This window comes from Micromonospora sp. DT15, from assembly GCF_049841475.1.
In the GTDB taxonomy this organism is placed as follows: domain Bacteria; phylum Actinomycetota; class Actinomycetes; order Mycobacteriales; family Micromonosporaceae; genus Micromonospora.
In genome coordinates this window covers 149,615-173,383 of record NZ_JBNCKJ010000005.1, presented here as the reverse complement: position 1 = coordinate 173,383, position 23,769 = coordinate 149,615, and the positions used below count along the sequence as shown (strand labels likewise).

General features: G+C 70.4%; 24 protein-coding genes and 4 tRNA genes. 2 read left to right on the top strand and 26 right to left on the bottom strand.

What is annotated here, in order from left to right; all coding sequences use genetic code 11:
* Positions 1 to 138: 138 nt before the first annotated feature.
* The 15 genes from rplL to ACLQ3F_RS13195 form a co-directional block, all read right to left on the bottom strand.
* Positions 139 to 528 (bottom strand): 50S ribosomal protein L7/L12, encoded by a 390-nt coding sequence (gene rplL, locus ACLQ3F_RS13265; RefSeq protein WP_357208428.1) that lies wholly within the window; start codon positions 526 to 528, stop codon positions 139 to 141.
* A 55-nt stretch (positions 529 to 583) separates the two neighbouring features.
* Positions 584 to 1,129, bottom strand: a complete 546-nt coding sequence (rplJ, locus tag ACLQ3F_RS13260; RefSeq protein WP_112584808.1) for a 50S ribosomal protein L10 — start codon at positions 1,127 to 1,129, stop codon at positions 584 to 586.
* A 334-nt stretch (positions 1,130 to 1,463) separates the two neighbouring features.
* Positions 1,464 to 2,153: a hypothetical protein gene (locus ACLQ3F_RS13255; RefSeq protein ID WP_425848938.1), complete on the bottom strand. Its 690-nt coding sequence runs from the start codon at positions 2,151 to 2,153 to the stop codon at positions 1,464 to 1,466.
* Positions 2,150 to 3,040 (bottom strand): ATP-binding cassette domain-containing protein, encoded by an 891-nt coding sequence (locus ACLQ3F_RS13250; protein ID WP_425848935.1) that lies wholly within the window; start codon positions 3,038 to 3,040, stop codon positions 2,150 to 2,152. The genes ACLQ3F_RS13255 and ACLQ3F_RS13250 overlap by 4 nt, the downstream gene beginning before the upstream one ends.
* Before the next feature lie 80 nt (positions 3,041 to 3,120).
* Positions 3,121 to 3,837, bottom strand: a complete 717-nt coding sequence (rplA, locus tag ACLQ3F_RS13245) for a 50S ribosomal protein L1 (protein WP_091402424.1) — start codon at positions 3,835 to 3,837, stop codon at positions 3,121 to 3,123.
* 78 nt (positions 3,838 to 3,915) lie between these two features.
* The gene (rplK, locus tag ACLQ3F_RS13240) at positions 3,916 to 4,347 is read right to left on the bottom strand and encodes a 50S ribosomal protein L11 (RefSeq protein ID WP_124820953.1); all 432 of its coding nucleotides are present in this window, start codon (positions 4,345 to 4,347) and stop codon (positions 3,916 to 3,918) included.
* Between the two features lie 186 nt (positions 4,348 to 4,533).
* Positions 4,534 to 5,256: a transcription termination/antitermination protein NusG gene (nusG, locus tag ACLQ3F_RS13235; RefSeq protein WP_112584800.1), complete on the bottom strand. Its 723-nt coding sequence runs from the start codon at positions 5,254 to 5,256 to the stop codon at positions 4,534 to 4,536.
* A gap of 38 nt (positions 5,257 to 5,294) precedes the next feature.
* A complete protein-coding gene (gene secE / locus ACLQ3F_RS13230; RefSeq protein ID WP_091403530.1) occupies positions 5,295 to 5,684 on the bottom strand; it encodes a preprotein translocase subunit SecE in 390 nt (129 codons plus the stop codon).
* A 213-nt stretch (positions 5,685 to 5,897) separates the two neighbouring features.
* Positions 5,898 to 5,970, bottom strand: a tRNA-Trp gene (locus ACLQ3F_RS13225).
* 129 nt (positions 5,971 to 6,099) lie between these two features.
* Positions 6,100 to 6,492 (bottom strand): MaoC family dehydratase, encoded by a 393-nt coding sequence (locus ACLQ3F_RS13220; protein ID WP_357200927.1) that lies wholly within the window; start codon positions 6,490 to 6,492, stop codon positions 6,100 to 6,102.
* Position 6,493: 1 nt separating this feature from the next.
* The gene (locus ACLQ3F_RS13215; RefSeq protein WP_425848931.1) at positions 6,494 to 6,940 is read right to left on the bottom strand and encodes an FAS1-like dehydratase domain-containing protein; all 447 of its coding nucleotides are present in this window, start codon (positions 6,938 to 6,940) and stop codon (positions 6,494 to 6,496) included.
* Positions 6,941 to 7,066: 126 nt separating this feature from the next.
* The gene (rpmG, locus tag ACLQ3F_RS13210) at positions 7,067 to 7,234 is read right to left on the bottom strand and encodes a 50S ribosomal protein L33 (protein ID WP_007073056.1); all 168 of its coding nucleotides are present in this window, start codon (positions 7,232 to 7,234) and stop codon (positions 7,067 to 7,069) included.
* A 132-nt stretch (positions 7,235 to 7,366) separates the two neighbouring features.
* Positions 7,367 to 7,439 (bottom strand) — tRNA-Met (locus tag ACLQ3F_RS13205).
* A gap of 24 nt (positions 7,440 to 7,463) precedes the next feature.
* Positions 7,464 to 7,536: transfer RNA gene (locus tag ACLQ3F_RS13200), tRNA-Thr, on the bottom strand.
* A 93-nt stretch (positions 7,537 to 7,629) separates the two neighbouring features.
* Positions 7,630 to 10,155: a putative bifunctional diguanylate cyclase/phosphodiesterase gene (locus ACLQ3F_RS13195; RefSeq protein ID WP_425848929.1), complete on the bottom strand. Its 2,526-nt coding sequence runs from the start codon at positions 10,153 to 10,155 to the stop codon at positions 7,630 to 7,632.
* A gap of 1,094 nt (positions 10,156 to 11,249) precedes the next feature.
* On the opposite strand from ACLQ3F_RS13195, the gene ACLQ3F_RS13190 reads away from it, so the two are divergent.
* The gene (locus tag ACLQ3F_RS13190; protein WP_425848926.1) at positions 11,250 to 12,182 is read left to right on the top strand and encodes a hypothetical protein; all 933 of its coding nucleotides are present in this window, start codon (positions 11,250 to 11,252) and stop codon (positions 12,180 to 12,182) included.
* A 259-nt stretch (positions 12,183 to 12,441) separates the two neighbouring features.
* Here ACLQ3F_RS13190 and ACLQ3F_RS13185 read toward each other — a convergent pair whose 3' ends face one another.
* Together ACLQ3F_RS13185 and ACLQ3F_RS13180 are read right to left on the bottom strand one after the other, a co-directional pair.
* Positions 12,442 to 12,573: a hypothetical protein gene (locus ACLQ3F_RS13185; protein ID WP_357200942.1), complete on the bottom strand. Its 132-nt coding sequence runs from the start codon at positions 12,571 to 12,573 to the stop codon at positions 12,442 to 12,444.
* A 737-nt stretch (positions 12,574 to 13,310) separates the two neighbouring features.
* A tRNA-Tyr gene (locus tag ACLQ3F_RS13180) sits at positions 13,311 to 13,394 on the bottom strand.
* 147 nt (positions 13,395 to 13,541) lie between these two features.
* On the opposite strand from ACLQ3F_RS13180, the gene ACLQ3F_RS13175 reads away from it, so the two are divergent.
* Positions 13,542 to 14,036 (top strand): YajQ family cyclic di-GMP-binding protein, encoded by a 495-nt coding sequence (locus tag ACLQ3F_RS13175; protein ID WP_091402478.1) that lies wholly within the window; start codon positions 13,542 to 13,544, stop codon positions 14,034 to 14,036.
* A gap of 218 nt (positions 14,037 to 14,254) precedes the next feature.
* On the opposite strand, the gene ACLQ3F_RS13170 is transcribed toward ACLQ3F_RS13175, so the two are convergent.
* From ACLQ3F_RS13170 to ACLQ3F_RS13130, 9 genes are all read right to left on the bottom strand, one after another.
* Positions 14,255 to 15,514 carry an MFS transporter gene (locus ACLQ3F_RS13170; protein WP_357200946.1) on the bottom strand — a complete coding sequence of 420 codons (1,260 nt, stop codon included), beginning with the start codon at positions 15,512 to 15,514 and terminating at the stop codon, positions 14,255 to 14,257.
* A gap of 138 nt (positions 15,515 to 15,652) precedes the next feature.
* Complete coding sequence (htpX, locus tag ACLQ3F_RS13165; protein ID WP_124858758.1) at positions 15,653 to 16,528, bottom strand: zinc metalloprotease HtpX; 876 nt, start codon at positions 16,526 to 16,528, stop codon at positions 15,653 to 15,655.
* Between the two features lie 116 nt (positions 16,529 to 16,644).
* A complete protein-coding gene (locus tag ACLQ3F_RS13160) occupies positions 16,645 to 18,132 on the bottom strand; it encodes an NADH-quinone oxidoreductase subunit N (RefSeq protein WP_425848922.1) in 1,488 nt (495 codons plus the stop codon).
* Positions 18,133 to 18,187: 55 nt separating this feature from the next.
* Positions 18,188 to 19,696 (bottom strand): complex I subunit 4 family protein, encoded by a 1,509-nt coding sequence (locus tag ACLQ3F_RS13155; protein WP_425848920.1) that lies wholly within the window; start codon positions 19,694 to 19,696, stop codon positions 18,188 to 18,190.
* The gene (locus tag ACLQ3F_RS13150) at positions 19,693 to 21,624 is read right to left on the bottom strand and encodes an NADH-quinone oxidoreductase subunit L (RefSeq protein ID WP_425848918.1); all 1,932 of its coding nucleotides are present in this window, start codon (positions 21,622 to 21,624) and stop codon (positions 19,693 to 19,695) included. Before ACLQ3F_RS13150 ends, ACLQ3F_RS13155 begins: the two co-directional genes overlap by 4 nt.
* Positions 21,621 to 21,983 carry an NADH-quinone oxidoreductase subunit NuoK gene (gene nuoK, locus ACLQ3F_RS13145; protein ID WP_425848915.1) on the bottom strand — a complete coding sequence of 121 codons (363 nt, stop codon included), beginning with the start codon at positions 21,981 to 21,983 and terminating at the stop codon, positions 21,621 to 21,623. The genes ACLQ3F_RS13150 and nuoK overlap by 4 nt, the downstream gene beginning before the upstream one ends.
* Positions 21,980 to 22,534: an NADH-quinone oxidoreductase subunit J family protein gene (locus ACLQ3F_RS13140; protein ID WP_357200960.1), complete on the bottom strand. Its 555-nt coding sequence runs from the start codon at positions 22,532 to 22,534 to the stop codon at positions 21,980 to 21,982. Before ACLQ3F_RS13140 ends, nuoK begins: the two co-directional genes overlap by 4 nt.
* Positions 22,535 to 22,559: 25 nt before the next feature.
* Positions 22,560 to 23,183 (bottom strand): NuoI/complex I 23 kDa subunit family protein, encoded by a 624-nt coding sequence (locus ACLQ3F_RS13135; protein ID WP_425848912.1) that lies wholly within the window; start codon positions 23,181 to 23,183, stop codon positions 22,560 to 22,562.
* Positions 23,184 to 23,277: 94 nt separating this feature from the next.
* Complete coding sequence (locus ACLQ3F_RS13130) at positions 23,278 to 23,706, bottom strand: ester cyclase (protein WP_355005691.1); 429 nt, start codon at positions 23,704 to 23,706, stop codon at positions 23,278 to 23,280.
* Positions 23,707 to 23,769 lie beyond the last annotated feature (63 nt).

The window sequence follows — 23,769 nt, the reverse complement described above, 5'->3', positions numbered from 1 at the left end:
CCCCGCGCCCCCCCGCCGGCCGCGGCCCCCCCGCCCCCCAACCTCGGGGGGGGGGTGCTTCGCGTTCCCCCCCCCCCCCCGCCGCGACGCGATGGTGTCCCAGCTCACGAGCCGGGTACGCGTTGGTGGAGCGTCAGGTCACTTGAGGGTGACCTTGGCGCCCTCACCCTCGAGCTTGGCCTTCGCCTTGTCGGCGGTCTCCTTGTTGACCTTCTCCAGGATGGCCTTCGGGGCGGACTCGACCGCGTCCTTGGCCTCCTTGAGGCCCAGGCCGGTCAGCTCACGCACGACCTTGATGACCTGGATCTTCTTGCCGCCGTCAGCCTCGAGGATGACGTCGAACTCGTCCTGCTCCGGCTCGGCCTCGGCAGCAGCGCCGCCGCCACCGCCACCCGGGCCCGCGATCGCGACCGGGGCGGCAGCGGTGACCTCGAAGGTCGTCTCGAACTGCTTCACGAACTCAGAGAGCTCGATCAGCGTCATCTCCTTGAACGCGTCGAGCAGCTCGTCGGTGCTGAGCTTCGCCATATCTGGCGTCCTTTCCTGATTCTGTTAAGTAAAGAACTGGTGCGCCGTGGGGGCCTCAGGCCGCCTCGGCGCCCTCCTTCTCGCGCTTGTCCTGCAGTGCAGCCGCCAGACGGGCGGTCTTCGACAGCGGGGCCTGGAACAGGGCCGCGGCCTTGCTCAGGTTGCCCTTCATCGCGCCGGCCAGCTTGGCCAGCAGCACCTCGCGGGACTCCAGGTCGGCAAGCTTCGTGACCTCGGCCGCGGTGATGGCCTTGCCCTCGAAGACACCGCCCTTGATGACGAGCTTCGGGTTGGCCTTCGCGAAGTCGCGAAGCCCCTTCGCCGCCTCGACGACGTCGCCCGAAACGAAAGTCAGCGCGGTAGGACCGGTGAACAGCTCGTCGAGGCCGGTGATGCCCGCGTCCGTCGCAGCACGCTTGGCCAGCGTGTTCTTCGCGACCGTGTAGCTGGTGTCGGCGCCGAGCGAGCGCCGAAGCTGGGTGAGCTGGGAAACCGTCAGACCGCGGTACTCGGTCAGCACGGTGGCGCCCGAGCTGCGGAAGCTCTCGGTCAGCTCAGCGACGGCCGTGGCCTTGTCGGCCCGGATCGGCTTGTCCGCCATGTCCCTCCTCTCTCGTTACTCGAGGCTGGTCCCCGTCTCGGCCGAAGCCGGAACGGGGGCGGAGGCAGCGCGACAACGAAAAAGCCCCGGCGCAGGGCGCACGGGGCGAGGGCCGGCGGATCGTCATGGTCGGCGGACCATGCTCACTGCCGAGTTACGCTTGCCGCCCTACGCGGGTCGCCCGTTGTCGCGGGACCTTCGACCGTGCCGAAGCACGATGACCAGCGGTCTCTGGGTGGTTCCTCATCCATGAGAACACGGATGACTGTGTGAACAGTACGCGCCCAGCTCACCAGCGCCAAATCGCCCCTGGTGAGCTGGGTCACCGACCCTGTCAGCCCTGGGCCCGCCGACGCCAGAGGTAGCCGCCGACCACTGCGGCGCTCCAGGCCAGCGCCCACCCGCTCAACCCCAGCACTGTCAGCGCGGCGGCCTCGCCGCCGGTGGTGCGAGCGGCGGCCATGATCGGCGGTGCCAGCCAGGGCGCCACCGAGCCGCTAAGGCCGAACACCACGGCGCCGACCCCGCCGAGGGCCAACACCGCGACGCCGTACCCCGCGCCGCCCACCGACGCCCTGCTGGCCAGTGCCCCAAGAGCAACCGCAGCGGGTACGACCAGCACGTGCGCCCACAATCCCAGCGCGAGCCCGACCGGAATCGACCGGTCCCCCGGGTCGACCGGGCCGGACACCCCGCCGACCAGCCACGGAAAGAGCAGCGCGACGGCCACCGTCACCAGCGCCGCCACCGCCGCGGCGAGCAGCCCGGACAACCGCTCCCGGGCCACCCCGACAGTCACCTGCGCCAGCCGACGCTGCACGTCCGGCTCGACATCCAAAAGGATCTTGGTCTGCCAGGCAAGCACCGGAAAGAGCACCACCGCGGAAACCCCGTACGCCTCCGCCGGCTGGGCGCGGCCACCGCCGTAGAGGGTGCCGAGCGTGATCAGGCCGGCAAGCAACGGCGCCAACGCCCGGCCGGTTCGCAGGAAACCGGCCAACCGCATCCGGACCAGGGCGCTCACCGGGTCTCCCCCGCTGCCGACTCGACAGCCGCGTCGGCGGTGTCCGGCCGGCCCGCTGTCAACTCCCCGGCCATCCCGAGCGACGGCTCGGCGGGTCGGGCGGCACCGGCCGACCGGAGCGGCTCGACGGGTAGGGCCTGGGACGCGGCGGTGGAGGCGTCGGAGCGTACCCGCAGCACCTGATGGCCCTCGGCGCGCAACCGGGCGACGGTGCCGGCGACCCGCGCGGCCGGCACCGCGACCTCGACCACGGCGATCGTCTCGTCCGTCGACGACGTCTCCTCGGACAGCGAGCCGTCGGCCACCAGCCAGCGGCGCGCGGCCGGGAGCCGGACCGTCTCGCCGCGATGGTCACTGACCAGGACGGATCCGTCGGCGGCGAGCACCTCGGCGATCAGCTCGGGCACCAACTCACGGGTGGCGGCGTCCAGCCCCTCCCACGGCTCGTCGAGCACCAGCAGGCCCGGTGGGCGCAGCAGCGCCTGGGCGAGGCCGACCTTCTGCGCGGTGCCCTTGGACAGCTCCGGCAACCGGACCGAGCGGAAGGCGGACAGCCCGAGCCGGTCCGTCCAGGAGGTCACCGCGTCGTCGGCCGCGGCCCTGCCCAGCCCCGCCACCCGGGCCATCCCGGTCAGATAGCGGGTCACCGTGAACGGTTGGTCCGCTGGGAAACGCTCCGGCACCCAGCCCACTCGTGCCGGCCGGCCGGTGACCTGGCCACGGCCGGGGCGGAGGACCCCCGCGGCCACCTGGAGCAGTGTCGACTTGCCCACCCCGTTGCGACCCAGCACGATCGCCACCTCGCCGGGACCGATCCGCACGTCGATGCCTTGCAGCACCCACGGCCCTCGCCGGTGGTACCGCAACCAGACGTTCTCCAGCCGCATGGCGTCGAGCCTGCCACACCTCGAACGCGCCGGGGCGCCGCCACGGTCGTGGCGGCGCCCCGGCGGAGCGAACTGTCGACTCAGGCGTCGGCCTGGTCCTCCCGAAGGTTCTTCACCAGGTTCGGGTCGACCGGGACACCCGGGCCCATCGTGGTGGTCAGGATGACCTTGCGGAGGTACTTGCCCTTGGCCGCGGACGGCTTGGCACGCAGCACCTCGTCGAGCACCGCAGCGTAGTTGTCCACAAGCTGGGTCTCCGTGAAGGAGGCCTTGCCGATGATCAGGTGCAGGTTGGAGTGCTTGTCCACCCGGAAGGTGATCTTGCCGCCCTTGATGTCCTGCACCGCCTTGGTGACGTCCATGGTCACCGTGCCGGTCTTCGGGTTCGGCATGAGACCGCGCGGGCCCAGGATCCGCGCGATCCGGCCGATCTTGGCCATCTGGTCCGGCGTGGCGATCGCCGCGTCGAAGTCGAGCCAACCACCCTGGATGCGGGCGACCAGCTCATCGGTGCCCACCTCGTCCGCACCCGCGGCGGCGGCCTCTTCGGCCTTCGCGCCGCTGGCGAACACGATCACGCGGGCGGTCTTACCGGTGCCGTGCGGCAGGTTGACCGTGCCGCGGACCATCTGGTCCGCCTTGCGGGGGTCGACGCCGAGGCGCATGGCGACCTCGACCGTGGCGTCGAACTTGACGTTGGTGGTCTCCTTGGCCAGCTTCACGGCCTCGGTGGGGGTGTAGAGCTTCGACCGGTCGATGACGTCGGCGGCCTTGCGGTAGCTCTTGCTGCGCTGCATTGCTGATTACTCCTGTGGTCTCTGGCGGGCCGCTCGGCGCGAGCCCTCCCACGGTCGGAACGAAGGTCGGGGCCGACGTCAGTCGTTGACGGTGATGCCCATCGACCGGGCGGTGCCGGCGATGATCTTCTCGGCCTGGGCGATGTCGTTGGCGTTGAGATCGGCCATCTTCTTCTCGGCGATCTCACGCAGCTGGGCGCGGCTGACCGAGCCGACCTTCTCGGACTGCGGAACACCCGAGCCCTTCTGCACACCGGCGGCCTTGATCAGCAGCCGGGCGGCGGGCGGGGTCTTCAGCACGAACGTGAAGGACCGGTCCTCGTACACGCTGATCTCGGCGGGGACGATGTCGCCCCGCTGAGACTCGGTCTGCGCGTTGTAGGACTTGCAGAACTCCATGATGTTCACGCCGTGCTGGCCGAGCGCGGGGCCGACCGGCGGCGCCGGCGTGGCCTGGCCCGCCGGCAACTGAAGCGTGAACGTCTTGACGAGCTTCTTCTTCGGAGGCATGTCACTTCCTGGGGCTTGGAGCTGGGAAAATGCGGCTGTCGCCGCCCTCGGGCGCGCACGGTCAGCGCGGTGCGACAGCGGCGACATTCAAGAGTAGCGCAGGCCGCAGCCCACTCGTCCGCCGAGGTCGAGCGAGAGCGCGTACGCCGACGTCGGCGGCGGGCTGGGCCCGCCGCCGACGACCAATCAGATCTTGGCGACCTGGTTGAAGTTGAGCTCCACCGGAGTCTCACGACCGAAGATCGACACCAGCACCTTGAGCTTCTGCTGGTCGGCGTTGATCTCGCTGATCGTGGCCGGCAGCGACGCGAACGCGCCGTCGGTGACGGTGACGGAGTCGCCCACCTCGAAGTCGAGGACCTTGATCTCCGGCTTCGCCTTCTTCTGCTCGGTCTCGACAGCCGGCGCCAGCCACTTCAGCACCTCGTCGAGCGAGAGCGGAGCCGGCCGGTCGGCCCGGTCGGTCGCGCCGACGAAGCCGGTCACACCCGGGGTGTTCCGGACGCAGGAGTACGACTCGGCGGTCAGCTCCATCCGGACCAGGATGTAACCCGGGAAGACCTTGGCCTGGATCTGCGAACGCTTACCGTTCTTGACCTCGACCTCTTCCCGGGTCGGCACCTCGACCTGGTAGATGAAGTCCTCCATGTCGAGGCTCGTGATCCGGGTCTCGAGGTTGGTCTTGACCTTGTTCTCGTAGCCGGCGTACGAGTGCACCACGTACCAGTCACCCGGCGCGTAGCGAAGCTTCTGCCTCAGCTCCGCGACGGGGTCGTAGTCCTCGTCCGGTGCGGGCTCGGTCGTAGGGAACTCCGGCTCGCTGGCGGCCTCGACCGACTCGTCACCAGCCGCCGTCGCGACCGTGGACTGCTCGTCCACCGGTCCGGCGGTCTCGTCGTACTCAGGCACGCTCGCTCACTTCCGTCACTATGGCTGGAGGCAGCCGGTCAGTCCGAGTTGCCAAAGACAAACAACACGACCTTGGCGAAGCCGAAGTCCAGCACACCCACGATCGTCAGCATCACCGCGACGAACGCCACCACCACGGCGGTGTAGGTCAGCAACTCCTTGCGGGTCGGCCAGATGACCTTACGCAGTTCAGCTACGACCTCGCGGAAGAACCGGGCGATGCGGCCGAAGACGCCCACCCGACCCGTTTCCGACCGCGTGGTCGGCCGGCTGTCCGCCGACTCCGCCCGGGCACGGGACCGCGTGGCGGTGCCTCCCCGGGAAACCGGCTCGTCCGCGCCGGAGGCGTCGTCGTCGGCCACGTCGTCGACGACCTCGTCGTCCAGACGATCGTCGCCGTCGTCGTCGCGCCGCTTGTTGTCGGCCACTTCGCCCTCCGTCGCGGAATCTGGGGTCGTACGCCGAGTGGCGCACGCGGCGCTGGTCACGCCGGCCGGACCCAACCGTCCCGCGACGGGCCGCGGCCGGTGGATCACCCGGAGGGCCCCGATTGCCTCGGAGCCACCCCGCCGATGCCACCACCACGGGCCGGACGCCGCCAGGTGGCGGCGCGGCCCACGGGAACGGTCAGGCCTGAGGCGCAGGGGTGACAGGACTTGAACCTGCAGCCTGCGGTTTTGGAGACCGCTGCTCTGCCAATTGAGCTACACCCCTATGTGGCAACACTCGCCCCACGCGGCCACAGACGACCGAGCAGGGGTCACTTGCCCCACGGCGGACCAGTGTACGGGTAGCCGCCCGACTTTCCCAACCGGTCTCTCCGCCACGCGTGGCGGGCTCGGTTTAGCCTGCCGTCCGGATGGTTGCCCGCGCCTGCGACAGCACCTTCTCACCCAGGCAGGTGGCGGTCACCTCGAGCCGCGTGAGACCGTCCTCGGTCACCTCGCGGACCCGCGCGGTCACCTCGATCTCGGTCCCCTGGTCATCGTCGGGGACCACAACGGGCCGGGTGAAACGCACGCCGTACTCGACCACCGCGTCCGGCGACCCGGCCCACTCGGTGACCGCCCGCCCGACCAGGGCCATGGTGAACATGCCGTGGGCGATCACCCCGGGCAGACCCACAGTGGTGGCGACCCGGTCGCTCCAGTGGATCGGGTTGAAGTCGCCCGAGGCACCGGCGTAGCGGACCAGGTCCGCGCGGGTCACCTGAAACGTCTGTGCTGGCAACTCCATCTCACGCCTCCCCGCGAATGACATACCTGGCCCAGACCGCCACCACGGGTTCCCCGCCAGTGGTGCTCACGTCGGTGCGCGTGGTCAGGAAGCCGTGCCCACCCCTGGTGCTGACGTCCTCGATGGTGTTGGTGCAGACCAGCTCGTCGCCGGCGACCACCGGCCGGGTGTACGCGAACCGCTGGTCACCGTGCACCAGGCGGCTGTAGTCGACACCCAGGGCCGGGTCCTCGATGATCTGGCTGCTCGCGGCCATCGTCACGATCACCGGAAAGGTCGGCGGGGCCACCACGTCGGGGTGGCCCAGCGCCCGCGCGGCCTCCGGGTCGTGGTGGGCCGGATCGGTGGCACCGATGGCGCTGGCGAACTCGCGGATCTTTTCTCGGCCCACCTGGTAGGGGGCGGTCGGCGGATACGTCCGGCCGACGAAGGAAGGGTCCAGAGGCATGCCGCGAACCTACACGGAAAGCCCAATCGCCGACCTGATCGGTAGGCGGCGGCGGAGCCGCACCAAACCGGTCAGATCGGCGATCGGAAAGCTTCGACAACGGCCGGCCCTGAGGCCGGCCAGCAGTCAGCGGGTCTCGCGGTGGACCGTGTGCCGACCGTCGCGCGGGCAGAACTTCTTCAGCTCGATGCGGTCGGGGTCGTTGCGCCGGTTCTTGCGCGTGATGTAGTTGCGCTCCTTGCACTCCACACACGCCAAAGTGATCTTCGGCCGGACATCGGTAGCCTTCGCCACGGCGGAGTGCCTTCCTCGCTAACGGAAACAACTACGACGCGCCAGCCTAGACGCTGACAGCGCGGACATGCAAAGTGGGCGCCGGAAGCGCCCATTCTTACGACCACCGGCAACGAGCCCGGAAGACGAGAGTAGCGGTGGCCGGACTTGAACCGGCGACACAGCGATTATGAGCCGCTTGCTCTACCATCTGAGCTACACCGCTGCGATGGGTCCAGCTGAACCCTCGAGCCCCCTTACGGAATCGAACCGTAGACCTTCTCCTTACCATGGAGACGCTCTGCCGACTGAGCTAAGGGGGCCTGCGCGATCTCCCCGTGGGGCGCGCAGGAGTAAGAGTACACGGCCCGGCTCGACAGGTGAAATCGGATCCCCGGTGATCGTCGGCGCCCTGCTCAGGGCACGACACGCAGGCGCGGAAGCTCCCCGTTGGCGACCGTCTCGGGCTCGACCTGGGCACCGAACCATGCAGCCAAACGCTCGTACGGCAGCGGCCGGCTGAACAGGAAGCCCTGCCCGATCTCGCAGCCGATGTCCTGGAGAAGCTCCAGGGTCAGCTCGCTCTCCACCCCCTCGGCCACCACCGTCAGGCCGAACTGCTGGGAGAGGGTGACGACCGCGTTGACGATCGCCAGGTCCCCCGGGTCGGTCGCCATGCCCTGCACGAAGGAGCGGTCCACCTTCACCTCGTGCACCGGCAGCCGGCGCAGGTGCGCCAGAGACGAATCACCAGTGCCGAAATCGTCCACCGACAGTCGTACGCCGAGATCCCGCAGCCGTTGCAGGGTGGGGATGGGCCGGTCCGTACCGTCCAGCACCCCCGACTCGGTGATCTCCAGGGTGAGGCGCTGCGCCGGCACCTTGTACTCGGTCAACAACTCCTGGACCCGATCCGGGAAGTGTCGGTCGATGAGCGTACGGGCCGAGAGGTTGACCGCGATGGGCAGCGGCTGGTCGGCCAGCGCCCAGTCCCGGCTGCGCCGAAGGCCCTCCCGGAGCACCACCTCGGTGAGCCGGCTCAACTGGCCGGTGTGCTCGGCCACCGCCACGAAGTCCTCGGGCGCGACAGTGCCGTGCGCCGGGTGCTCCCAGCGCGCCAGACACTCCACACCCACCAGGCGCCGGTCCCGCAGAGTCACCTTGGGCTGGAAGTAGACCTCCAGCTCGTTCTGGTCCAGTGCTCGGCGCAGATCGCCGGCCAGACCCAACCGGCGCAGCGAACGGGACTCCAGCGCGGGATTGAACAGCTGCACGCTGCCCGGTACCGACTTGGCCGCGGTGGCGGCGAGGTCGACCCGAAGCAGCAGGGTCGCCGCGTCGCTGCCATGATCCGGGTGTACGGCCACCCCGACGGCGGTGTCCACGTCGAGGGTGAGCGCGTCGAAGACCATCTCGTCGCGGATCTGGTCGCGCAGTTGGGCGGCCAACTCGACCGCCGCCTCGGCGCTCTCCAACCGCAACGTCACCAGAAACTCGTCCCCACCGGCACGGCCAACCAGAGCCGACGACGGCGCGCTGGCCCGCAACCGATTGGCGACCTCGGTGAGGACCTTGTCCCCGGCCGCGTGCCCCAGGGACTCGTTGACCTGGCGCAGCCCGTCGACGTCGAAGAGCAGCAGCGCCACCACCTCGTCCGGCGCGCCGATCTTGACCGATTCGTCAAGAGCGCCGGTGATGCGCCGCCGGTTGGGCAACCCGGTCAACGTGTCGTGGTACGCGTCGTGCCGCAGCCGGTCGACCAGCCGCGAATTCTCCAACGCGACGGCCGCGTGCGCCGCCACCGTTTCCAGCACGGGCACATCGGCCTTGGTGAAGTGGCCGACGTCGCTGAGGCGGTTGACCACCTCCAACGTGCCGATCACCACCTTTCCCGACCGCAGCGGCACGACGATGACGTCCTTCACCTGACGGCCGGCGATCGCGCGACGCAACTCCGCATCGCCTCCGAGCAGTCGCCCGAGGGTGACGTTGTGGCCCGCCTCGAAAGCCCGCTCACGAATCACCACCGGGGTGGGCGCCACGTCGAGCAGCCCCCGGTCGTCCAGCCGTGCGGTCAGCAGCACCTCCGGATGCCGGCGCTGCGCCGGAAGCCAGAGCGTCGCGTACTCGGCCTGCATGAGGGTGCGGATCCGATCGAGCAGCACGTCCGCGAGCGCCCCCTCGTGGCCCGCGCTGGTCATCGCCCGGGTCAACTCGTACATGTCGCCGAGGGTCCGATGCTGACGAAGGAACCGGGAGTACGCGCGGTAGAGCATGACGCCGGCGACGGTGATGGCCACCAGGAGCAACGTCGACCACAGTGTCGTCACCAGCGCGATCAGGATGAGCAGCCCCACCGCCACGTTCAGCGCGGTGGTGAGGAAGACCTGCACGGCCATCGCCGTCGTGCCCCGCAGCCCCTGCCAGCCCTGCAACAGGCTGATCACGCCGACGACCGAGGCCAAGCTGATCAGCGTGTTCGCGCTGACCGCGAGAAACAGGACCCCCCAGGTGGCGGGCCCAACCCCGTCGAGCGGCGGCGCCGCCACCACGACCACGCCCGCCACCGACACGCCGGCGGCATCCCGGGCGACGTTGAACCAGAACTTGGGGGGCAGGTAGCGACGGTGAGCCTGAGTGACCACCGCGGCGATCGTCGCGATCAGGACCACGAGCACCGGTGAGAGCCAGTACAGCCCCAGCACCAACGGGATCTCGGTGAGGGTGACAACGACGGCCTGCCGTCGGACGACGAAGCTCAGAGTCGGTACGCCGGCCACCACCATCACAAGCACGAGCAACCCCGCAACCAGAAGGTCGCGGGGTTTTATGGTTTCAGTAACGGCTAGGAATGTGGTGATGAGGATAGCGAGAGAAGCCAGGGGGCCGGTGATCAGCCAGGCACGTTCCGTTGAACGGCGGGGGACGTTGTTGCCCGGCACGCTCGTGTCCCCTCATCGGTGGCGCTGAAGCGCGCCGACATCAACGCTCGTTGACAACGGCTCCCGCGCCACTGCTGCTGACCGGAGCACCCCACTCAACCCCTGTCGTCTGCATCTCACTGCTGACGACAACGCCCCCGACAGCGGACAAGACAAGACCCATCGCCACGATCAGACCGAGCAGCCGGCCACGCGTTAGACCAGACATCGGAAACTCCTACCACCAAGGGTGTCAGAAAACTGCGTTCCCCGATGGTGCCACAGCGGTGGCAGGGGGGAAAGTTCCACGACGGCCCCGGGCTGCGGACGGGGAATTACGAACCGGTCGGCCTGTCCACCCACCACGTCTGGCCAGATCGTCTTACCGTCCGACCGATCGCCGCCCCTCAAGAAACGACAAGCCCCGCTAACAACTCCTATGCGGCTTAGCACTCCTACCGGACCTCGACCTGCTGTGCCGGCCAGTCGTACGACACTCGCCTTGCGGGCTGAACGCCCCGATCAAGCGTGACTTTCCCGAAGCAGATTGTGACGCCTCACGCGGCAAACCGCAATCATCTATGCAACCAGCGCCGCCGCCACCCTGAACCGCCCTCGGCGACACCCGCTCGCGGCGCGCAGACCGGCTACGGCGGGCAGGCCGGTCACGTTCCGGCCCACGGCCACCGAGGATGGCAGCGCAGGACGCGAAGTGCCCGCCGCGGTCAACCTCATTGACGTACGCATGCCGGGGTAGGCAGCCTCGGCCCCGTTCCGCGGAGCGGCCCAGATCTCGCCGGGGAACGTGGTGAAGCCGACCGGCACCGTGACCGGTGGCGGAGTCTGACCGGCCGCCTGGGCCGCTGCTTGAAACCGCTCCTGCTCCCAGTACCACTGGGCGGACGGACGCCGGTACCGGTCAGCCAGTACAGCGCCACGGTGTCGACAAGCGACTCGCGAGCGAAACCGCCCGCCGGTGCGTCACCGGACAACGGTTCCGCTAGTAGGCAGGACGGCGGGGCAGTCGGCCATGTGACGGCACCCTGGCCGAGCGACGGGATCCGCCTAGCCTGTGCGCAGGGTTCGCCCGGCAACGCTCCGAAGGGAGCCGTCCCATGCCATCCATCCTCGGCGCAGCTTTCCTCGCGGCCGCCTTGACGGCGGCACCAACCGCGTCCGCCGCCACCCCCGCCCCGGCACCCGGCTACCGCCTGGTGGAGCTCGGCACCCTCGGCGGCGACAACAGCTTCGCAAGCGCCATGAACAACCGCGGCGACGTGGTCGGCTGCGCCCAAGCCGCCGACGGCAGCTACCGCGGGTTCCTCTGGCACCACGGCCGGATGACCGACCTCGGTGCCTTCACCCCGACCGACGTCAACGACCGCGGCCAGGTCGTCGGCTACCCCGCCGACGGCTCCGGCGGGTACGTCTGGGACCACGGTGTCGTGCGGCCGCTGGGTCCGTCCGCCCTACCCCTGGCGATCAACAACCGCGGCCAGGTTGTCGGCCGCACCGACGAAGGCCCCGTCCTGTGGACGAACGGCAGTGCCCGGTCCCTGCCTCTCACCGAGGTGTCCGACATCAACGAACACGGCCAGGTTTCAGGTGGGGTGTACCTGCCACCGGACGGCTTCCACGCCGTCCGATGGCACAGCGGCCGGGTCACCGACCTCGGCGCCGGCCCCTTCAACCGCAGCAACACGTACGCCCTCAACGACCGCGGCTGGGTGATCGGCTGGCAGTTCTCTGCTGACCAGTTCCCGCGCGGCATCCTCTGGCGACACGGCCGAGCCCTGGACGTCGGCACTCTCGGCGGCAACACCACCGAGCTGCGGGCGATCAACAACCGCGGCGAGATCCTGGCCACCTCCGCCGCCAGCGACGGAATCTCCCGCCCGGCGCTGTGGCGACGCGGCGTTCTGCACGACCTGAGCCTCGCCGGCATCAGCATGTACGGCGAGTTCGTCGGCCTCGATGACCGTGGCCGCATCGCCGCCTCGATCCGAACGGTCTCGGGTGTCAGAGCGGTCGTCTACCACCCGCGCTGACCGCTGGCTCGCCCTTTGACGTGGGGGGCCGTGCTGGCCGGCACGCTGGAAGCGCCAAGAGGCAGTCCTTGCGCCGCAGTCTTGGAGGATCATCGCCCGCAGGCTGCTCAGCGCAGGGCTTGCGAAGGACTCCCCGCCCCGTCGCCCTGATGCTCGACACGCCCGAGCGTCCACCCACACCAGAACCTGAATGTGGGAGGCTTGTGGGCCGGAGGAGCAGAATGAGTCGGCGAAAGAAGCGCGCCGTGAGCCCTGCGGTTCAGGCGGCGTTCATCACCGCGCGCGCAACCGAGGTCAGCGCCATGATCACTGCTAACGCCACCGTGGCCAGCGCAGGCATCAGTGCCAGCGGATCCCGCAGCGCAGCAAAGATCGCTGGGCTATTCAGCATCGGAGCCGCCGGCTTGGCCGGGGCCGTCGCCTTGGCGTTGGGTTCCGCTACGCCACCATCCGACCGTCCCAGCCGGGCAGGGGACGCAGGCGTGCAGCACCACGGACCGGACAGCCGCAATATCCATGCCGAGCAGCTACTTGATCAGCGGGAGCGCGAAGCTGTCCTGGTTCAGCTTCAATTCAGGGAAGCGTTAGAGGCAGACTGCACTCTCTACGAGTCTCATGACAATCGGGTGGCCTGTGTGAACCGGAAATCGGCAGCCCGCAACATGGTTCGGGCCCACCAAACACAGCTAGCGGCCCTGCGGCGTCTCCTGGGAGTTGCGTAGGCGTCACCCACGCCCCGAAAATTGACGCTGGCCGGTCCGGCTTCTTCGCCCTCTTCTTAGGCCGCTCGCGGTGGCCCTCGTCGGTGGACGCTCGTCTCGGCAGCTACCTGATACGACATCAACTCGACCAAGGCGAACATGACGGGCGCGATGCCCCAGGTGTCACCCGCAGTCAGCCAGCGCTCCCTGGTTGCGCGCCAGCGACGTATCGCGGCGGAGATGAAGGAGCGGCGGTGTACCCACAGGATGCCGGGGCACGCTGCGGACAGCACTCGAGAACGATCCTTCGACCTGCCACCATCTGCCCACAACCAGTCGTCAACCGCTGGACTCAGCCGGACTCCGCTAGATCAACGACAACGGCCCCCGATCAGCATCTCTGCTGGCCAGGGGCCGTGTCTGCACCTGGTGGCGGGTAGAGGATTCGAACCTCTGAAGCTTTCGCGACGGATTTACAGTCCGCTCCCATTGGCCGCTCGGGCAACCCGCCAGGGCACCCCACCGCGTCGTAACGCGGCGGCGGAAGCAAGAATAGCGGCTCCCCCCGGCACCTACGCAACCGGGTACGGTCAGGGGGTCGTGCCGCTGGTCGGCGGCCGACGGCAGGCCCAGACCGCCGGACAGCAGGAGCAGAATCATGGCAGCGAACCCGTCGTTCGACATCGTGAGCAAGGTTGACCGTCAGGAGGTCGACAACGCCCTTCGTCAGGCGGAGAAGGAGCTTGCGACGCGGTTCGACTTCCGCGGTACCGGCGCTGAGATCTCCTGGTCTGGCGAGGAGGCGATCGGCCTTCAGGCGGAGACCGAGGAGCGCGTCCGCGCCGCGTTGGACGTGTTCAAGGAGAAGCTCGTCAAGCGGAACATCTCGCTGAAGTCGCTGGATGCTGGGGAGCCGCGCCCGTCGGGCAAGATCTTCAAGATCGACTGCAAGGTGATCCAGGGCATCGAGACGGACAAGGCCAAGGCCATCAGCAAGAAGATCCGCGAAGAGGGCCCCAAGGGCGTGCAGGCGCAGATCCAGGGCGACCAGCTGCGGGTCACCGGCAAGAAGAGGGACGACCTCCAGGCCGTCATCTCGCTGCTCAAGGGCGAGGACTTCGGCGTCGCCCTCCAGTTCAACAACTACCGCTGACGGCTATCCGCAGCGATCCGGTCCCCGGCCACAGGGCGTCCAGCTGAGATCGACTCGGCTTCCTGAAAGTCGGGGCGTCCGGGCGACTGGGACACCGCGACTTTCAGGAACCCGAGTCGATCAAGGGCAACCCGACCACGACGCCAGCCGACCACGACCCGAGCCGACCACAACACGAGCCGACCACGACGCGGACCGACCAGTCAGAAGACAGTAGGTCAGACGGGGACGGGGTGTTCGGCGCGTACCGCGGTGGTTTCCGCGCGGGCGATGGGCCCGGCGGGTAGTGCGGCGACCGCGGCCCCGACGGCGACCGCCGCCCCGGCGAACAGGAACGCCCAGCGGACGCCACCGGCGTGGTCGACGATCACGCCGGCCACCGAGCCGCCGGCGGCGCTCGACGCCACAGCGACGGTGACCACCCAGGTGTACGCCTCGTTCAACATCCCGGTCGGGGCGATCCGGCCGACCAGGGTGTTCTCCAGGGTCAGCGCGGGCGCGATGGTGGCCCCGCCGGCGATCAGCGCGACACCCAGCGCGAGCGGGTTGGGCATCACCGCGAAGACGGCGAAGGTGGCGGCCAGCGCGGCGAGCAGCAGGGCGAACTGTCGGGTCATGTTCGGTGCCGGCTTGCGGACGCCGAACCAGAGCCCACCGATGGCGCTGCCGATCCCCCAGACGGCGAGCAGGACGCCGGCGAGGCTCTCCGGGTCGCCGGTGGCGTGGTCGCTCGCGAACGCCGGCACGATCACACCGGCGGCCCCGAAGGCGATGCCCAGGCCGGCGACGCAGATCAGCAGGGCCGGGAAGCCGGCGACCCGTAGCGGGCCGAGGCCGCGCGCGTGGTGTTCCTGCGGGTGCGGACGCCAGCCGCGCATGACCTGCCCGAGGGCCACGGTGGTCGTGCCGACCAGGGTGACCACTGCCGCACCGATCAGCGCGGCCGCCGCGTCGGCGACGAGGACGAAGCCGGCGACGAGCAGTGGGCCGAGGACGAAGACAATTTCGAACAGTGTGGTCTCGGCGGCCAGCGCGGTGTTGCGGAGGTGGTATCGGCCGGAGTTGGGGCCGGTCAGGTCGTTCCAGGCGCCTCGGATGGCGGCGCTGAGCGGCGGGTAGGTGGCGCCGGCAATGCCTGCGGCGAGGTAGATGACGGGGAGCGCGTCGTCGCCGGAGCGGCTGGCCAGCAGCAGCCCGATGAGTGCCAGCGGGTGGGCCACGGCGGTGAGCAGCAGGACGGGGCTGGGGCCGACCCGGTCGGCGATCCGCCCGGCGATCGGGCTGAGCGCGGCGCCGGCGAGGGCGTAGATGCCGCCGGCGATGGCGGCCAGCGAGTAGCGCCCGGTCACCTGCTCGACGACCAGGAGCAGCGCCAGCGGGGTCATGCCGATTCCGAGCCGCCCGATGATGCCGAAGATCAGCAGCATGGGCGCGCCGGGGATCCGCCAGACACCCAGGTACTGACGCAGCGCGGTCACCGTGAACCTCCCGAGGATGTAATGAGCGTAAGCCGTTATGACCCTAACGCCATCGCTCGGCCGGTAGACAACGGAAATACAGCACTCCGCCCGTACCCGGCGTGGCCAGGTACGGGCGGAGGCAGTGTTTTCAGCGGGTCAGCGCTGGAACTGGACCGGCCCCGAGTTGCGGGCCATCTGCTCCAGCCGGGCGACGCGGTCCTCCATCTTGGGGTGGGTGGAGAAGAGCGCCGCCATGCCGCCACCCCGGAACGGGTTGGCGATCATGAGGTGGGCGGTGCTGGTGAGCTGCCCCTGGGCCGGCAACGGCCGACGTCGGGCCACCGCGTCGATCTTGCGGAGCGCGCTGGCCAGGGCCAGCGGGTCGCGGCTCAGTTCGGCGCCCGAGGCGTCCGCCTGGAACTCGCGGCTCCGGCTGATCGCCAACTGGATCACAGTGGCCGCGATCGGGCCCAGGATCAGGGTGAGCAGCAGCACAGCCGGGTTGGGTCGATCCTCGTCGTCCCCGCCGCCCAGCGGGATGAAGAAGGCGAGGTTCGCCAGCAGGGTGATGATGCTGGCCAGACCGGCCGCCACGCTGGAGATCAGGATGTCCCGGTTGTAGACGTGGGACAGCTCGTGCCCGATCACGCCGCGCAGCTCACGGTAGTCGAGGATCTCGGTGATGCCCTGGGTCACGCAGACGGCCGCGTGCTGCGGGTTGCGACCGGTGGCGAACGCGTTGGGCTGCGCGGTGGGGCTGACGTAGAGCCGCGGCATCGGCTGCCGGGCGTCGGTGGCCAACTCCCTGACCATCCGGTACAGCTCGGGGAACTGCGCCTCGGTGACCGGTTGCGCCCCCATCGAGCGCAGTGCGAGTTTGTCGGAGTAGAAGTAGGTGACGCCGTTCATGACCAGAGACACGACGACGGCGATGACCAGGCCGCCGCTGCCGCCGAACCAGTAGCCCACCGCCAGGATCAGGGCGCTGAGCAGGCCGAGCAGCGCTGCGGTCTTCAGACGGTTGTGGTGCACGATGTCTCCTTCGGTGCACGGATCGCCGGGATCCGCTGACCGGTTCAACAACCCGGTACCCGTCAACCATCCGTTACAACGCTGAGAGTTCACTGAGACCGAAGTCGCAGGTCAGGTCAACGGCCGGCCAGGTCGAGCACCAGCTGCGGGGCGACACCCAGCACCACGGCGGCCACCGTCGTCACCGCCAGCACCACCCCCACCACACCCACCACGGGTACGGCCGCGGCACCGCCGACGTTCGGGGCGGCGAGGGGCCTCGGTGCCCAGAGCGCTGCGGTCACCCGCAGGTAGTAGGCGAGCCCGATCACGGCGTTCAACGCCACCACCAGCGCCAGCCAGGCAGCGCCACCGTCCAGCAGCGCCCGGACCACTGTCACCTTCGCGAACAGGCCAGCCAGCCCCGGCGGCAGACCGGCCAGACCCACCAGCGCGAGACCGAACGCCGCAGCCCGCCACGGGTGCCGCCGGGCTGCCCCGCGCAGGTCGTCCAGCGTGCCGCCGTCCGCACCCGCCGGCCGCAGCGCGGTCACTCCGGCGAACGCGGCCAGTTCCAACACCACGAAGAAGACGGCGTACGCGATGGCGGCCGCGTACGCGGCGGACCGCGCCTCGTCCGTGCGTCCGGCGGCCAGCGCCAACGCCCCCAACGGGGCGAGGATGTACCCGGCCTGCGCGACGGACGACCAGGCGAGCAGCCGGACGGTCCGCCGCTGACGCAGGGCGACCAGGTTGCCGACGGTCATGGTGAGCACGGCGAGCAGAGCGAGCACCGGACCGGTCTGGTCCGCCGGCAGCGCCCGTTGCACCACGGCGAGCAGGGCGACCAGGCCGCCCAGCTTCGACGCTGTGGACAGGTACGCGGCCACCGGCAGCGGCGCGCCGTCGTAGGTGGCCGGCGCCCAGGCGTGGAACGGCACCGCCGCCACCTTGAAGGCCAGGCCGACCAGCAGCACCGCCACCGCGGCGGTGGTCAACGGCAGGTCCCGCAACTCTGGCTGCTCGGCGATCAACGCGCCGAGCCGGTCCAGGTGCAGCCCACCGGTCACCGCGTACAGCAGCGCCGCGCCGAGCAGGGTCAGCGTGGTCGCCACCACGCTGACCACGAAGAAGGTCAGCGCCGCCTCGGCGCTCGCGAGGCTGCCCCGGCGCAGGCCGACCAGCACGTACAGCGGCAGGGTCAGCGTCTCCAGCGCGACGATCAGCGTGATCAGGTCGCCGGCCGCACCGAGCACCACGCCGCCGGTCATCGAGCAGGCCAACAGGAAGGCGTACTCCCCGACCGGTGACCGCCCGGTCCGTAGCGCGGGCACCGACAGCCCGAGCACACCCACCGTGAGCAGCGCGACCACCACGGCGACCAGGGCAGCCCGACCGCCGAAGATCCAGGAGCAGTCGGCGCCCACGCAGAACGTCCGCCGCTCGGCACCCGCCCCGACCAGCGCGGAGCCGACGGCGGTGCCGAGCGCACCGAGCGCGGCCACGGCGAGGGTGGCCCGTGGCCGGGCCACGAGCAGATCGGTGATGAGCACGAGCACGGCCGTGCCGGCGGCCAGGTAGGCCGGCAGCAGCGCGACGCTGTCCACGCTCTGCACGACGTTCATCGGGGCTCGCCTTCGTTCACGACTGCGGGGCTCCGCTCCGCTGCACTCCTCACGCTCACCGGGAGACCACCCCGATCAGGGCGTCGACGGGAGCCTCGGCGACGCCGAGGACCAGCGTCGGTGCCAGCCCGATGGCCACCGCGAGCAGCACCAGCGGCACCCAGGCGGTCAACTCCGCACCGGCCAGGCCGGGGCCGACCCGACCGACGGCGGGGCTCGGCCGATTGTGGGTGACCTGCCGCAGCAACCGCAGGAAGTACGCGGCGGTGAGCGCCCCACCGACCGCCGCCAGCACCCCGAGGGTGGTCCAGAGCGGACCGCCCACCTGCACGGCGGCGATCACCGCGAACGCCTCGCCCCAGAAACCGGCCAGGCCGGGCAGGCCCAGCGACGCGATCGCCGCGAACGCGAGCAGACCCGCCAACCGGGGCGAGGTCTCCCGCAGCCCGGACAGCTCGGTGAGGGTGCCCGTGCCGGTACGGTCCTTCACCGCCCCGGCCAGGAAGAACAGCAGGCCGGTGATCACCCCGTGCGCGACGTTGCCGATCAACGCCGCCTGGATGCCGGTGGCGGTCAGCGTGGCGACGCCCAACAGCACGAAGCCCATGTGCCCCACGCTGGAGTACGCGATGAGCCGCTTCACGTCCGACTGGGCCAGGCAGACCAGCGAACCGATCAGGATCGCGGCGACGGCGAGCACGCCGAGCACCGGCGCTGCCCAACGGGCTCCCTCCGGTGCCACCCCCACCGCGACCCTGATCAGGCCGTACGTGCCCATCTTGAGCAGCACACCGGCCAACACGACACTGCCCACTGTGGGTGCCTGGGTGTGCGCGTCCGGCAGCCAGGAGTGCAACGGCCACAGCGGGCTCTTCACCGCGAACGCCAACGCGAGCAGTGTGAACGCGGCCAACTGGGTGCCCCGGGACATCCCCGCGCCACCGGTCAGCGTCACCAGGTCGGCGGTGCCGGCAGCGGCGACCACGACGTACACGCCGACCAGCAGCAACACCGAGCCGAACAGCGTGTAAAGGGCGAACTTCCGGGCCGCCCGACGCCGGTCCGCGCCACCCCAGCCGGCGATGATCGCGTACATCGGCAGCAGGACGACCTCGAAGAAGAGGAAGAACAACACAAGGTCCAGGGCGAGGAAGGTGCCCAGGATGCCCACCTCGACCACCAGCAGCAGCGCGACGAGCGCCCGGCCGCTGCCGCCGTCCGGAACCCGCCACATCGTGTACGCGCAGCAGAGCAACGTGAGCAGCGCGGTCAACACCACCAGCGGCCAGGAGATGCCGTCGACGCCGAGGTGGAAGCGCAACTCCAGACCGGGCACCCAGGGCAGGTCCAGTTGGTGCCACGGGCGCACCGCCGGCTCGTTGCCCGACCAGACGACCCAGCCCCGACGGTCGAACACCAGCGGCACCGCTGCCAGCAGGGTCAACGCCGCCGCGACAGTGCCGACCAGCCGGGCCGCCCGGTCCCGGGGCGTCGCCGCCACCGCGACCGCACCCAGCGCCGGCACCGCCAGCACCGCGACCAGCAACCCCTGCCCCAGCATCATCGGTTAACTCCAACCAGGGCGGCAGCCAGGCCGATCAGCAGAGCACCGGCCAGTACGCCGGCGGCGGCCCGGGGCAGCGCCGCGCGGTGCAGCGCGGCCAGCCCCGCGCCCAGACCGGAAGCGGCTCGCCCACTGCCCTCGACCGCGCCGTCCACCACCACCTCGTCACTCGTGCGCGCGGCTCGGGCCAGCGCGCGGACGGGACGTACCACGAGGGTGCGCTGGACGTCGTCGAGCCGGAACGCGCTGGCGAAGACCGGCCGCAGCGGACCCAGCGCGGCGGCCGGGTCGGCGGCCGGGTCGCGCCGCCAGCCCAGCGTCACCAGCGCGGCGCCGAACAGCAGGAACGCGAGCGGCAGCAGCACCCCCGGCCCCAGGTGGACCAGGCCGTCCTCGGAGCCCGCCACCGGGACGGTGGGGAACCGCAGGCGGTCGGCGAAGGCCCCGACGAACCCGACCAGACCGAGCAGCGCGGCCGGCACGGCCAGCAGCAGCACCGGCCAGCGGAGGACGGCCGGCGGGTCGTGCGGCTGAACCAGGGGCAGGCGCGGGGCGCCGAAGAAGGCGCGCAACAGCAGCCGACCCGCGTACCAGGCGGTGACCGCCACGCCGATCAGCCCGGCGATCCAGACGATCCAGCCCACCCAGGACGGGGCCGGCCCGGTGCCCTCCAGCGCGGCCGACTCGGCGACCGACAGTACGCCGTCCTTGCTCCAGAAACCGGCCAACGGCGGCACCCCGGCCAACGCGCCCAGGCCCACCACAGTGCACCAGAACGTCACCGGCATGCTGCGCCGCAGCCCGCCCATCTCCGACATCAGCGTGGTGCCGACGGCGTGGATCACGGCACCGGCGGCGAGGAACAGCAGCGCCTTGAAGGCGGCGTGGGTGAGCAGGTGGAACAGTGCGGCCGACGGTGAACCGACCGCCAGCGCGCCGGTCATGTAACCCAGTTGGGACACCGTCGACCAGGCCAGCACGCGTTTGATGTCGTCCTGGGCGGTGGCCGCGAGCGCGCCGAGCAGCAGCGTGATCGCGCCGAGCACCCCCAGCACCGTCAGCGTCACCGGCGCGGCCGTGAACAGCGGGTAGAGCCGGGCCACCGCGTACACACCGGCGGCGACCATCGTCGCGGCGTGGATCAGCGCGGAGATCGGGGTCGGGCCGGCCATCGCGTCCGGCAACCAGGTGTGCAGCGGGAACTGCGCGCTCTTGCCGGCCACACCGGCGAGCAGCAGCAGGCCGGCAGCGGTCAACGTCGCGCCGGAATGGTCGTGGGCGAGCACGTCGGCGATCCGGAAGCTGCCCGTCGACACACCCAGCAGCGCGATGCCGAGCAGGAACCCGACGTCACCGACCCGGGTCACCAGGAACGCCTTCATGGCGGCGGCGGGGGCGCCGGCCAGTCGGCGGTCGTGAGCGATGAGCAGGTACGAGCAGAGGCCCATCACCTCCCAGCCGACCAACAGCATGATCAGGTCGCCGGCGACCACGACCAGCAGCATGGCACCGGTGAAGAGGCTGATCTGGGCGGCGTAGGGCGGGTAGCGGTGGTCCACGTCGACGTCGTCGTGGGGACCGCGCCGCAGGTAGCCGATCGAGTAGACCTGCACGGCCAGGGCGACAGCGGCGACCGCCACCGCGACCAGCGCGGCGGCGCCGTCCAGCCGTACGCCGAGGGTCACCGCCAGCCCGCCGAAGTCGACCCAGGTGGCGGACGTCTCCGTCGGCCCGTCGACGGTGAACAGCAGGGCGACGGCCAACGCCAGCGCGCCGGCCGCACCGGTGACGCCGAGCGTCACGGCGCCCGAGCGGGCCCGGTCGCCGCCGGTCGCGCTGTCGCGTCGAGGGGCCGGTGGCAGCAGCAGACCGAGCAGCCCGGCGACCAGCGGTACGGCGGGCAGCAGCGCCCCGAGCAGCCCGGTCACCGGCCAGCCTCCGAGTCTGCGACGACCGGCTCACGCCCGGCGGAGGGATCCGGCGACTCGGTCAACGGCACGTCATCCACCGCGACGGTCGCCCGCAGCCGGTAGAGCTGAAGGACGATCGCCAGCCCCACCCCGATCTCGGCGGCGGCGAGGACGATGACGAACAGCGCGAAGACCTGCCCCGAGTGCGGGAGCACGGCGCGGGCCGTGGTGTCCGCGGTGACCAGGATCAGGTTGACAGCGTTGAGCATCAACTCGACCGACATCAGCACCAGCACCGCGTTGCGGCGGCGCAGTACGCCGTACACGCCGAGGCCGAACAGCAGCGCGGCGGTGACGTACGGGATGACCGGCCTCACCGGCGCCCCCCGGGCTCGCTGTCGACCAGGTCGCCTGCGTCGCGTTGCGGGGCGGCACGGCCGATGTCCGGCCGGGACAGCACGATCGCGCCCACCAGCGCGGAGAGCAGCAGCACCGACAGCACCTCGAACGGCAGCACCCAGGACTGGAAGATCTGCTCGCCCAGCCGCTCGGCGGTGCCGGCGTCAGGCAACGTGACTGTGCTCCACCGGTACGCGTCGACCAGCAGCGCGGTCAGCCCCAGCCCGGCGCCGCCACCGATCAGCGCGGCCGGCCAGCCCGGCCGGTCCAGGTCGTCGGAAGCGCCGATCGGGGCTCGGGTCAGCATCACCGCGAACAGCAGCAGGACCACCACCGCGCCCACGTAGATCAGCACCTGCACCCAGGCCACCAACTCGGCGCTGAGCACCAGGAAGTCACCGGCCAACGCACCCAGGCACACCACCAGGTAGAGCCCGGCCCGGACCAGGTGTTTCGTGGTCACCACCAGCACGCCCGCGCCGACCGCCACCGCGCCGAGGGCGAGCAGCAGCACGTCCGCGCCGGTCACCGGAGCGCCCTTCCGGCCCGGGCGCTCACGACGCCGGGTCCTGGTCGGCGTCGGAGCGTACCGCCGGCGGAGCGGGACGTGCGGCGGCCGCCTTGCGCGCGGCGGAGGTCTCCTCCTTGGCCGGCTCGCCGTTCGGGTCGTGCGCGGGCGGCGGCGGAACGGTGGCCATCCACTGACCGAGGTGGTCCTTGTCGTGCAGCAGGTCCTTGATGTCGTACTCGGCGTACTCGAACTCCGGTGACCAGTAGAGCGCGTCGAACGGGCAGACCTCGATGCAGATGCCGCAGTACATGCAGAGCGAGAAGTCGATGTCGAACTTGTCGAGCACGTTGCGCTGGCGGGGGCGGGCGGCGCCGGGCACCACCACCTCCTCCTTGTGCGAGTCGATGTAGATGCACCAGTCCGGACACTCCCGGGCGCAGAGCATGCAGACCGTGCAGTTCTCCTCCGACAACGCGATCACGCCACGCGAACGGGGCGGCAGCTCAGGGGCCACATCGGGGTACTGCTGAGTGGTCGACCGGCTGGTCATCGTCTTGAGGGTGACCGCCAGCCCCTTCACCAGGCCCGCGCCGGGGAGGCCGCGCTCGCTGGTGTCGCCGCGCTCGCTGGTGTCGCCGCGCTCGCTGGGGTCGCTCATGTCGACCATCCTGCCCTGTGGCCACTGCGCGCGCGACCACCACCCACAGGTCGACGACCTCAGGGCTCACCCGAGGAGCGCGGTCACCTGCGGAACAGCCGGATCACGCCCCGGGTCCGCCGACGACGGCCGGCGGGAGCATCTCGACACCGAGTTGTTGCAACAACTGGAACAACTCGTTGCAGCTCCACACCTCGACGATCCGGCCCGCGGTGTCGAAGCGCAGGAACGTCGCCCCCGAGTAGCTGACCACCTGCCCGGTCGGCGGCACCGGCCCGAACTGCCCGGCGTGGGTGCCCGCGGCCCGCCAGTGCACCGCCACCCGCTCGCCGGCCGCGACCACGTCGACAATCTTGTAGCGGAGGTCCGGGAAGGCCGCCCGACGCTCGCGGTGCCAGGCCAACGTCGCCTCCGGCCCGGTGCCGCCCAGCCCCGGGCACTCCTCGGCGACCAACTCGTACGCCGACTCCTCCTGGCGGGCATTCCACACATCGGCGATGAACCGCCGGGCCGCCGCCTCCACATCCGTCATGCCGGCAGGGTATCCGGACCACTGTGCGCCGTAGATCCGCGAGGATTGGGTAGAGACAACAGA